16 protein-coding genes are annotated in these 9,575 nt (G+C 71.8%); 5 read left to right on the forward strand and 11 right to left on the reverse strand.

The annotated features are described in order from the left end of the window. Window positions 1-722 (forward strand): TAXI family TRAP transporter solute-binding subunit (locus VKG64_14150; GenBank protein HKB26182.1); only part of this gene is annotated, 722 nt, incomplete at its 5' end. A gap of 19 nt (window positions 723-741) precedes the next feature. Here VKG64_14150 and VKG64_14155 read toward each other — a convergent pair. The 8 genes from VKG64_14155 to VKG64_14190 all read right to left on the reverse strand — a co-directional run bounded on the left by VKG64_14155 (window position 742) and on the right by VKG64_14190 (window position 4,345). Beyond that, window positions 742-1,458 (reverse strand): hypothetical protein, encoded by a 717-nt coding sequence (locus VKG64_14155; GenBank protein ID HKB26183.1) that lies wholly within the window; start codon window positions 1,456-1,458, stop codon window positions 742-744. A 9-nt stretch (window positions 1,459-1,467) separates the two neighbouring features. Then, the gene (locus VKG64_14160) at window positions 1,468-1,905 is read right to left on the reverse strand and encodes a cupin domain-containing protein (protein ID HKB26184.1); all 438 of its coding nucleotides are present in this window, start codon (window positions 1,903-1,905) and stop codon (window positions 1,468-1,470) included. Further along, window positions 1,820-2,191 (reverse strand): hypothetical protein, encoded by a 372-nt coding sequence (locus VKG64_14165; protein HKB26185.1) that lies wholly within the window; start codon window positions 2,189-2,191, stop codon window positions 1,820-1,822. Before VKG64_14165 ends, VKG64_14160 begins: the two co-directional genes overlap by 86 nt. A gap of 72 nt (window positions 2,192-2,263) precedes the next feature. Continuing rightward, window positions 2,264-2,680 (reverse strand): hypothetical protein, encoded by a 417-nt coding sequence (locus tag VKG64_14170; protein HKB26186.1) that lies wholly within the window; start codon window positions 2,678-2,680, stop codon window positions 2,264-2,266. A gap of 20 nt (window positions 2,681-2,700) precedes the next feature. Beyond that, window positions 2,701-3,171 carry a DinB family protein gene (locus VKG64_14175; GenBank protein ID HKB26187.1) on the reverse strand — a complete coding sequence of 157 codons (471 nt, stop codon included), beginning with the start codon at window positions 3,169-3,171 and terminating at the stop codon, window positions 2,701-2,703. Window positions 3,172-3,184: 13 nt separating this feature from the next. Then, window positions 3,185-3,553, reverse strand: coding sequence for a nuclear transport factor 2 family protein (locus VKG64_14180; protein HKB26188.1), 369 nt, complete (start codon window positions 3,551-3,553; stop codon window positions 3,185-3,187). Next, a complete protein-coding gene (locus VKG64_14185) occupies window positions 3,543-3,854 on the reverse strand; it encodes a hypothetical protein (protein HKB26189.1) in 312 nt (103 codons plus the stop codon). Before VKG64_14185 ends, VKG64_14180 begins: the two co-directional genes overlap by 11 nt. A gap of 35 nt (window positions 3,855-3,889) precedes the next feature. Next, entirely contained in the window at window positions 3,890-4,345 is a 456-nt protein-coding gene (locus tag VKG64_14190; GenBank protein HKB26190.1) for a nitroreductase/quinone reductase family protein, read from the reverse strand. Window positions 4,346-4,511: 166 nt separating this feature from the next. Between VKG64_14190 and VKG64_14195 the strand changes: the two genes are divergently transcribed. From VKG64_14195 to VKG64_14210, 4 genes are all read left to right on the forward strand, one after another. After that, window positions 4,512-5,063 carry a sigma-70 family RNA polymerase sigma factor gene (locus VKG64_14195; protein HKB26191.1) on the forward strand — a complete coding sequence of 184 codons (552 nt, stop codon included), beginning with the start codon at window positions 4,512-4,514 and terminating at the stop codon, window positions 5,061-5,063. Beyond that, a complete protein-coding gene (locus tag VKG64_14200; GenBank protein HKB26192.1) occupies window positions 5,060-6,052 on the forward strand; it encodes a zf-HC2 domain-containing protein in 993 nt (330 codons plus the stop codon). The genes VKG64_14195 and VKG64_14200 overlap by 4 nt, the downstream gene beginning before the upstream one ends. 77 nt (window positions 6,053-6,129) lie before the next feature. Further along, window positions 6,130-7,539 carry a DUF4139 domain-containing protein gene (locus VKG64_14205; protein ID HKB26193.1) on the forward strand — a complete coding sequence of 470 codons (1,410 nt, stop codon included), beginning with the start codon at window positions 6,130-6,132 and terminating at the stop codon, window positions 7,537-7,539. A 70-nt stretch (window positions 7,540-7,609) separates the two neighbouring features. After that, entirely contained in the window at window positions 7,610-8,134 is a 525-nt protein-coding gene (locus tag VKG64_14210) for a hypothetical protein (protein HKB26194.1), read from the forward strand. A gap of 6 nt (window positions 8,135-8,140) precedes the next feature. Here VKG64_14210 and VKG64_14215 read toward each other — a convergent pair whose 3' ends face one another. From VKG64_14215 to VKG64_14225, 3 genes are read right to left on the reverse strand one after another with little or no spacing between them, the layout of a single operon-like run. Then, window positions 8,141-8,266 (reverse strand): hypothetical protein, encoded by a 126-nt coding sequence (locus tag VKG64_14215; GenBank protein HKB26195.1) that lies wholly within the window; start codon window positions 8,264-8,266, stop codon window positions 8,141-8,143. Beyond that, window positions 8,263-8,784 (reverse strand): hypothetical protein, encoded by a 522-nt coding sequence (locus VKG64_14220; protein ID HKB26196.1) that lies wholly within the window; start codon window positions 8,782-8,784, stop codon window positions 8,263-8,265. Before VKG64_14220 ends, VKG64_14215 begins: the two co-directional genes overlap by 4 nt. 2 nt (window positions 8,785-8,786) lie before the next feature. Further along, window positions 8,787-9,461 (reverse strand): ABC transporter substrate-binding protein, encoded by a 675-nt coding sequence (locus tag VKG64_14225; protein HKB26197.1) that lies wholly within the window; start codon window positions 9,459-9,461, stop codon window positions 8,787-8,789. Between the last annotated feature and the right edge of the window lie 114 nt (window positions 9,462-9,575).

Raw genomic sequence — 9,575 nt, forward strand, 5'->3', positions numbered from 1 at the left:
GGCTCGACATCGCGCTCGTCCAGGGCGAGGTCGTCCACGAGGCGCTCGCCGGCGTCGGGCGCCCGCCGGCGAAGCTCCGGATCCTCGCGGCGATGTATTCGACGCCCGGGATGTTCGTCGTCCGGGCCGACAGCCCCTACCGCGCGATCGCCGATCTCCGCGGCAAGCCCGTCGCCTTCGGCGCGCGGGGCTCGGGCCTGGTCATCCTCGCGCGCTACGTGCTCGACGGCCTCGGCCTCGACCAAGAGCGCGACTTCCAGGCCGTGTACCTCGACCGCGCGGGCGACGGGCCCGCGATGGTGCTGGACGGGCGCGTCGCGGCGCTCTGGGGCGGCGGCCTCGGCTGGCCCGGGTTCGGCGCGGTGGCGGGAGCGCCCGGCGGCGCGCGGTTCATCGCGCCGGGCGCCGACGAAATCGCGCGCATTCTGGCGAAGCACACGTTCCTCAAGCCGATGACGGTCCCCGCCGGCGCCTACCCGGGCCTCGACGCGCCGCTCCCGTCGGTCGGCTCGTGGAGCTTCATCCTGACACGCGCGGACCTGGCCGACGACGTCGCGTACCGACTGGCGCGCGCGCTCCACACCGGCGAGGCGAAGCTCGGGGAGCGCCTGCCCCAGGCGCGTGAGACCACGGCGGTGAACACCCTCGCGGCCGCGCCGCGGCGCGAGCAGATCCACTCGGGCGTGCTCCGCTACCTGCGCGAGATCGGAGTCGCCCGCTGAGGCGGCGCCGGCGCGCGCCTCAACCCGACAGACAGACGAAGCGGATCGCCGAACGCCTCGCCCTCAGTTCCCGCAGACGCTGCGCGATGGCGGTCGACACCGGGGAGCCCGGGAACGTCGTGAGGAACTCGTCGAGCTCCCGTTCCACCGACGCTGCGTCGCCGCACGCGCACGTGGACTGCGCCACGCTCACCTCGACGTCACGCACGAGCCGCGCGACGGTCACGCCGTAGCTCCCCGGGAAGGCGCGCGCGAACTCTCGCCAGACGCGATACGTGGCCACCAACTCGCCCTGCCCGAACGCCGTGCAGCCGCTGTAGTCCGTCTGCGGCTTGACGTACGCCGGCCAAACGCCGTCGGGCAACGTGCGATGGTAGGCCTCGAAGAAGGCCCGATCGGCAGGCGTCCCATGCCGTTGCGCGAGTCGCAGAAAGTACGCCGGGTCGGGCTTGACGTACACGGTCTCGTCGCGGTTCACAATGAGGCCCGGCAGCTCACCGACCAGGCGCGCGAAGTCGGCCGCCGGGAGCGACTCGATCGCGGCGCGTCCGTCGCCCCGGACGTGGAGCAGCGCCTCACCCACCCGCAGGGCGCGGGCGAAGACCGGCTCCAGCGAGGCGGGAGGCCGACGCGCCTCCGCGTCGCGCAGCGCCGCGCGGTAGTCCTCGATCGCGGACCGCTCCGGCGGCGCCAGCTGGGCCAGCAGCAGATACGCCGCGACGACCACTGGGATCACCGCCGACACCTACTTCTCCAGGATCTCGATCCCCTTCGGCGAGCTGACGAACAGCAGGGTGTCTCGATCGGCGCTGGCGTCGTGGCGGCCGCCGGGCTCGGTCCACAGATAGTCGCCCGCCGCGAGCTTGCGGCCGCCGATCGTGACCGCCCCCTCGACAACATACACCTCCTCACCGCCGGGATGGTCGTGGAGCGGGAAGCGCGCGCCGGCGGCGAGCTTCAGGAGGAGGGCTCCGCCCTTCTCCTCGTTCTGCCGGAGCAGGCACAGCTCGATCCCCGCGTAGGGTGTCGCGCGCCACTTCTGGCTTTCCGAGGTCACCAAGACCACTCTCGCACCCTCCTCGCGAGCCCGCCGCCGCTCACGTCTTCGGCACGTTGAAGAAGAGCTCCCGCGCCTTGGCGCGGCGCTCGTCGATCTTCGCCCGGCCCGTGGCCACCAGGACATAGAGCATGTTCAGCGCCGCCAGGGCGGAGGGCACCTGCCGCCGGCTCTTCGACCGGCTGAAGACGGCCTTGGCCGTCACCCCGCGATGACCGCGGAGCCGACGGTAGAGCCGCTCCACGGCCGGCTTGCTCACGAGGTTGAAGTTCCCGGCATCCCGCTTGCTGAGGGAGAGCGACATGACGAAGTACTGCCGCGCGCTCGACAGGACGTAGTAATGCTGGCGCTTGCCCTGGACCTCGCCGTGGAACTCCAATCCGGTCGTCAGGTTCTCGACGCTGAGCTTCATCGGTCACCTCCCGCGACATCTTATACGAGATGGCGCCTCAGGCGGCCTCGTCGAAGGTGTCGCGGCGAGCCCTCATTTCGAGCGCAGCAGCCCGACGCCGAGCGTCAGGACGCTCACCGCGAGCAGCGCGGCCCCGAGGTAGATCAGCGCCACGGCCTGGTTGGGTTGCGTCGCCGTGGGCGCGGCGACCGAGAAGAAGAAGCCGGCGGAGATGAGGATCCCCGCGAGGGGAACGCCGATCCTGACGAGCCACCGGAGCGCCGACGACAGCCGCGCGGCGTCCACGAGCGGCTGCGCGATGAGCGAGAGCAGCGTGATCACGCCGGCGTGGGCGTGACCGGCGCGGAAGAAGTTCTGCCGCAACGCATTGGCCATGTAGCCCGAGTCGCGGTCCATGAGCTGCGTCAGCAGGAAGTAACCGCCGAACTGGATGGTCGGGACGGCGAGCAGGATCAGGCCCGCCATCACCTTCGCGTCGCGACTCGGCATGAGAGCCTCCCTCGTGTCGATCAGCCGGCGCGCGTCGCCGCCGCGACCTGCGCCGCGTGCTCCTCCGCGTGTTCGCCGGCGCGCCGCGCGAGGAGCTCGATGGACATCGGGCCGAGCGTGGGATGGCGGCCCTCGCGCGACCACGCGTCGTCGGGCAGCGTCTGGAGCAGCCGCGCGAGCTGCTCGTGCTCGGCGACGATCGTGGCCAGGAGGTCGCCGACCGCTTCGCCGCGAGCGAGGGCGGCGCGGCGATAGCCCTCCTCGTCGAAGTCGGTGAACACGGGGCCGTCCTCGTAGAGGAGCCGCCGGATCCTGAGCCCGTGCACGTGAACGACGACGTCGCGCAGGTGGGTCAGCGTCTCGAGGGCCGACCACTCCCCGTCCCGGGGCCGGCGGGCGAACCGGTCCGGCGGCGCCCCCTCCACGGCGCGCCGCACGGCGCCGGCCGACGACCGCATACGCTCGAGGATCGCGCGATGCTCGGGTGTCATGCTGAGCCTCCCCTCACGACGTCCTGATCTCCATGCTCCGGATCAATCCGTCCTCGATGAGGTAGACGTGCTGGACCATCCGGTCCGAGACGACGTTCCCCTGTAGGTCGCGGACCACCTGATGGACATCGACCACGATGCGTCCCGTCTCATCCGTCGCGAAGCCCCGCGGCTCGACCCGGGGATCGATCGAGCGCCACTGCCGAGTCCAGTAGTCGCGCACGCTGCGATGGCCGTGCACGCGTCCGCCCTCCATGCCGTTCGGCCAATCCACGTCCGGATGCATGGCCGCGAGCGCCGCCTCGACGTCGCGGGCGTTGAACGCGTCGTACGTGCGCGTCAGAAGCTCGCGGTCGGCGAGCATCGCCGCGTCACCCGACACGCTCGACCACCCTGCACGCCTTTCCCTCGAAGAGGAAGCAGCGCTTCGGCTTCAGGAGATGCGGTGTGTTCTCACGCCACCAGCGAGCCGCGTCCGGGCTGACCTGCTCGAGCGCCGAGATCGCGGTCAGCACCTCGACGGCATAGCCCCGCTGACTCCGGTAACGGCCCAGGAGCAGCCGGCCGAGAGCAGCCAGCAAGCCCCTCGGGCCGGTCAGCACACCGGCCGTGAGGGCCCGGACCGGCTTCGCCTCGCGCAAGACGACGGGAAGCCGCAGGCCGACCCACTTCTCGCGCCTCACCCGCGGGGGGAAAGACGATCTCGACCGTCGGCTGGTCAGCGGGCATCGGGAACCAGCTCGAGGACGGGATAACGATCCACGATGCCGGCGAACGCCTCAGGCCCCGAGCCCGCGCTCACAGGAAAGTAACGTTGAACGGCAAGTCTGAAGCGATCGAGATACGCGCTCAGCACCACCGGCTTCTCACTGTTCGAGACCGGGCGCACGAGGAATCGTTGGCTGGTTCGTCCCCTCTTGAGCGTGACCTCGCCCGCGGCCTCCGCGTTGCGGACCCATTGGGTACGCCCTCTGGGAGCGACGAAGAAGCGCTTGCCGTCGAGCTCCACCACGCTGACCGGCGTCGAATGGACGCGCCCCGTCTTCCGACCACGCACCTGCAAGAGATAGTAATGTCGCGGGCCGAGCCCGACGCCTACGAGAACGCCGAAGGCCTTGTTGAATATTCGTTCGCGGCGAGTGGGCGGGAGGAACGCCGCAGCCGACTGGTTCATCGAGGCGTCCAGAGCGGAACCTTGCGTGTCATCTTTCCCCGGTCCGCATCATAGGTCCGGTCGGTCGGCACCCGCAACGGGTCGCCGAGCGAGTCGTCTCTGGAAGCGATCGGCGCACGAATTTCCCCCGCCCGGGAACCCGGCGCCGGCGCTATGGTCTAACCGGATGGACGGGCGCCGTGGCGATGACGGGGATCTCCTGGACCGGCTCCGGCGGGGCGACCCGCGGGCCTTCGAAGCCCTCGTGATCGCCTATCAGCACCGCGTCTTCGGCGTGGCGCTCCGGATGCTCCGCAACCGCGCCGAGGCGGAGGAGGTGGCGCAGGAAGTCTTCCTCCGGGTCCATCGCGCGATCGCCAGCTTCCGGGGCGAGGCGAAGCTCTCGACCTGGCTCTACGCGATCGCCTCGCGCCTCTGCCTGAACCGGCTCGCCACGGGCGAGCGCCGGCTGGCGCGGGAGGGGGAAGAGTCGCTCGAGCGCCTGCGCGCCGACGCCGACCCGGCGGCGCAGGTCGAGCGCGCGGAGCTGGAGGCGGCGCTCCAGCGCGCGATCGACGAGCTGCCCGGCGAGCGGCGCATCGTGGTCGTGCTGCGCGACGTCGAGGGCCTGGCCTACGAGGAGATCGCCGAGGTGCTCGAGCTGCCGCTCAACACGGTGCGCTCGCGGCTGCACCGGGCGCGGATGGACCTCAAGGAGAAGCTGGAGCGGTTCCTATGACCTGTCACGACGCGCGTGAGCTCTTCTCGGCGCACCTCGACGATGCGCTCCCCGCGTCCGAGCGCGTGGCGCTCGACGCTCACCTGGCGGGCTGCGCCGAGTGCCGGCGCGAGCTCGAGCGCCTCCGCGGCACGGTCGCGCTCCTCCACGCCGTGGAACCGGCGCGCGCGCCGGCGGGCTTCGTGGACCGCGTCCTCGCCGCCACGCGTCCGGCGCCCTGGTACCGGCGGCTCGCGCGCGCGGTGCTCCTCCCCTGGCCGGTGAAGCTGCCGCTCGAGGCCGCCGCCATCGTGCTCGTGGGCGTCGCCGTCGCGCTCGTGTGGCGAACGCCGGAGATGCAGCGGACGCCGCGCGTCGCGGCCCCGACCGGCGTCAGCGAGACACCGCTGCGTGACGTCCAGCCCGCGATGCCGCCGCCGCCTGCGGCCGCGCCGGCGCGACCCGCGACGCCGAGCCCGCTGGCTCAATCCGAGCTGCCGCGAGTCGCGGCCCAGCCCGCGCCGGCGGCCGAACCCAAGGCGCGCAACAAGGCGACCGAGGTCGAGGCTCCGAAGAGCCTCTACGCGCCCGCGCCCACGGGTCCGCGCGAGGAGAGCGCGCCGAAGCGCGACGCCGAGGAGCGCGTGCTCGGGATCCGGAGGACGCTCCCGGGCGCGCGGCCGCCCGACGTGAAGTCGGCGCCCGGCGACTTCCCGACCGTGGCGAAGACAGCTCCCTTTGCTCCGCCGCGCGCCGACATCGCGGGCCGGCTCGCCGTCGGGAATCGTGACGCCGCCGAGCGCGCGCTGACGCAGCTCCTCGCGCGCGTCGGCGGCCGCGAGCTCGGGCGCCGGGCCGCGCCCGGCGGCGCAGTCGTCGATCTCGCGCTCCCGCGTGCGGCGTTTCCGGATTTCGTGCGCGGCCTCGAGGCGATCGGGCGCTGGCAGCCGGGCGAGGTGCCGGCGGAGCTCCCCTCCGAGGTCCGCGTCGAGGTGAGGATCGGCGACTGAGCGGCGCGCGGGAACTTCACCCGCGCGGTCCTGTCTAACCGGACAAGCAGCGCAACCCGATTGGATAGGAGGCACCCATGCTCAAGCGACTCATCGTGCTCGCCGCCCTCGTGGGTCTGGCCGCCACCGACGCCGGCGCCGTGGCGACGCCGACGCGCATCACGCGCGCCGACCAGCGCGACGTGATGGTGACCATCTACAACGGCAACCTCGGCCTCGTGAAGGACGTACGCGAGGCGCGCTTCCCCGAGGGCCTGGCGGAGGTGCAGTTCGCCGACGTGGCCGCGCTGATCGACCCGACGACCGTGCATCTCAAGTCCCTCACCGAGCCCGCTGGGCTCCGCATCCTCGAGCAGAACTACGAGTACGACCTGCTCACGAGCCAGAAGCTCATGGAAAAGTACGTCGGCCGGAAGGTGCGCCTCTATCAGGGCGACGGCACCTTCCACGAGGCGACGCTCCTCTCGACCAACGGCCCGATCTTCGAGATCAACGGCCAGATCCACATGGGCCAGTACGGCCGGCTCGTCCTCCCCACGATCCCCGAGAACCTCGTCGCGCGGCCGACGCTCGTCTGGCTCCTCCAAAACCGACGCGCGGCGCCCCACCGCGTCGAGGCCTCGTACCTCACGGGCGGGATCACGTGGAAGGCCGACTACGTCCTCGTGCTGAACGCCGGGGACACGGCGAGCGACCTCACCGGCTGGGTGACGATCGACAACAAGAGCGGCGCCACCTACGCGAACGCGGCGCTGAAGCTCGTCGCCGGCGACGTGAACCGCGCGGAGGACCCGCGGCGGCGGCTCAAGGCACTCGAGGCGGCGGCGGGCGCGCCGCGGGCCGACGCGCGCCACGAGTTCAAGGAGGAGGGCTTCTTCGAGTACCACCTCTACACGCTCGACGGCCGCACGACGCTCAAGGACAACCAGACGAAGCAGCTCGCCCTGCTCACGGCGGGCGACGTGCCGGTCGACAAGCGCCTCATCTACTACGGCGCGCAGGACTACTACCGGACGTCCTACGGGGTGCCGGTCTCGAACCAGAAGGTCGGCGTGTACCTCGACGTCAAGAACAGCAAGGAGAACCGCCTCGGCGTCCCGCTCCCGCGCGGCCGGGTGCGCGTCTACAAGGCCGACGCGGCGGGCAGTCAGCAATTCGTCGGCGAGGACTGGATCGACCACACGCCGAAGGACGAGCGCCTGCGGATCAAGATGGGCGAGGCCTTCGATCTGGTCGGCGAGCGCACGCAGCGCGACTGGAAGAAGCTCTCCTCGGGCGTGTACGAGGTCGAGTGGGAGATCGCGCTCCGGAACCACAAGGCGGCGGACCAGACGGTCTGGGTGATCGAGCCGATCCCCGGCGACTGGCAGGTTCTCAGCGCGACCCACCCCGGCGAGAAGCTCGAGGCCCACACGCTCCGCTTCCAGGTGCCGGTGCCCAAGGAGGGCGCGGCGAAGCTCACCTACCGGGTGCGGCTCCGCTTCTAGCGAACGCCCCGGCACGCGCGGGCGACGAATTTTCTTCGCGCGTGCGGGAGTGGGCGGTCACACTGAAAGCGTGCAGTGGCTCCCGCGGGAAGAGATCACCCTCCTGCTGGCGACGCTCGTCGCCCACGGCCTCCTCGTCCTCGGCACCCTCGAGCTGATCTGGCCCACGCGTCCGCGCCGGCCGCGCGCCGCCCGCAACGGCACCCCGCGCGCCGGCAGCCCGCCGGCACGCGGCAGGCCGCCCGCCGCGCCGCGCCCGCCGGAGCCGCCGCCCGTCGAGGACCGCGCCGCCCTCGCGTTCCGCATCGGGCGGGCGCTCCTCGAGCGCGCGCTGCGCGACCCGGACCCAGCGTCCGACCCGCGGGTCCGGATGCTCTGCCGCGCGATCGCCTGCCTCGAGCGCGGCCTGGAGGCCGCGCCCGGCGACCCGCGGCTGCGGGAGGTCCTCGCCGCGGCGCGCGAGGCGCTGGCGAAGAGCGACCAGCGCGTCGCGTTCCGGTGGCTCTCCGCCGTGCTGCCGCTGCGTCCGGCGGTGCTCGTCCAGCCGGCGCTCGAGTCGCGCTGGGCCGGGCTGACTAGCCGCGCAGGCGTCTGACGTCGCTCAGCGCCGCGAGCGCCGCCACCCAGGCGACGCCGGCCGCCAGGTCGCCGTCGAGCCCAGGCGCAGCAGGTAGAAGAAGAACGACGTGATCCAGAGCGCGACGAACCCCCGCCCGTAGACGCTCACTCGCCGGGGCCGACGAGCCTTCGGAGCTGACGCCGGTAGAGCGGCTTGTCGGCGGCGTCGGCCGTCGTGAGCAGGATGTCACCCGGCAGCGAGCGGAGCTGGCTCTTCGGGTCGGTCACCTCCTTCACGAGCACGAGGCACGCGCTCTTCTCGAGACGCGCCTGGCCGGCGCGCAGGAGCAGGAGGCGCCCGGCCGCGTCCACCGCCCACGTGCCCCCCGCCGCGACGGCGAGGAACGCCCGGTGGTCGGCGTCCGTGATGCGCGTCTGCGACGCGAGGTGACGCACGGTCGCGTCCCTTCCGAAGACGTACTGCTGGTGCGGGAAGAACGCTGGATCGCTCCGGTCCACGCGGATGCCCGTCGCGGGCCCGAGGCGGATCACCTGCCACTCGCCGAGCAGGTCGGCCCGCCTGCACGCGCGCGTGACGTCGGCGATCTCCTGCGCCGCCGCGGAGCCGGCGCACGCCCAGAGCGTCGCGCCGACGAGGACGGAGCGAAGCAGACGCGCGCGGCGCACGCCTACTCGATGACCTGGTCGGCCCTGCGCAGCAGCGACTGCGGGACCGTCAGGCCGAGCGCCCTCGCCGCCTTCAGATTGATCACCAGCTCGAACTTCGTCGGCTGCTCGACGGGCAGGTCCCCGGGCTTCGCACCCTTGAGGATCTTGTCCACGTAGATCGCGGTCCGGCGCGGCATGTCCTCGAGGCTCGCGCCGTAGCTCATGAGGCCGCCGGCCCCGGGATAGATCGCGAACGGGTAGATCGCTGGCACGCGGTTCTTCAGCGAAAACTCGGCGATCAGGGCGGCATTGGTATGAAAACGAATGCAGTCGAACACGACGGCCGCCTGGACGCGTTGCCTCACGGCCGAGGCGAACGCGCTTTCGAGATCCGGGACATACCATGATCTGAGCGAGGTGAGCTGGACCTTCAGCGCGTCCGCGGCGGCCCGCGTTTCTGCCCACTCCTTGTCGCCCACGCCGCCGATGCCGCCGCCACACCATAGAACGCCCACGCGGGACAGCGACGGAAACAGCTCTCGGAGAATCTCGAGACGCTTCTGACTGAGCTCGGGGGAGATCATGGTCAGCCCCGTGACGTTCCCGCCGGGCCGGGCGAGGCTCGCGACCAGCCCCTGTTCCACCGCATCGCCGCTCGCCTCCGAGGCGCAGCAGGCGGCGAGGGTGCACCGGATCGGCTACATCAGCATGCGTTCGGGACCCGCCGACAACGTGGCTCTCGATGGGTTCCGGCGGGGGTTGCGCGAGCTCGGCTACCTGGAGGGGCGGGACGTCGTGCTCGAGATCCG

It is taken from the genome of Candidatus Methylomirabilota bacterium (assembly GCA_035260325.1).
Classification (GTDB): domain Bacteria; phylum Methylomirabilota; class Methylomirabilia; order Rokubacteriales; family CSP1-6; genus AR19.

Bases quoted from the DNA above. Each gene is read 5' to 3' on its own strand.
- VKG64_14160 (HKB26184.1), bottom strand. From the start codon at position 1,905: ATGTCCTGGTGGCCACGGGCCGGGCGAAGATCGACGAGCGCCGCGCCA.
- VKG64_14165 (HKB26185.1), bottom strand. From the start codon at position 2,191: ATGAAGCTCAGCGTCGAGAACCTGACGACCGGATTGGAGTTCCACGGC.
- VKG64_14170 (HKB26186.1), bottom strand. From the start codon at position 2,680: ATGCCGAGTCGCGACGCGAAGGTGATGGCGGGCCTGATCCTGCTCGCC.
- VKG64_14175 (HKB26187.1), bottom strand. From the start codon at position 3,171: ATGACACCCGAGCATCGCGCGATCCTCGAGCGTATGCGGTCGTCGGCC.
- VKG64_14190 (HKB26190.1), bottom strand. From the start codon at position 4,345: ATGAACCAGTCGGCTGCGGCGTTCCTCCCGCCCACTCGCCGCGAACGA.
- VKG64_14195 (HKB26191.1), top strand. From the start codon at position 4,512: ATGGACGGGCGCCGTGGCGATGACGGGGATCTCCTGGACCGGCTCCGG.
- VKG64_14200 (HKB26192.1), top strand. From the start codon at position 5,060: ATGACCTGTCACGACGCGCGTGAGCTCTTCTCGGCGCACCTCGACGAT.
- VKG64_14205 (HKB26193.1), top strand. From the start codon at position 6,130: ATGCTCAAGCGACTCATCGTGCTCGCCGCCCTCGTGGGTCTGGCCGCC.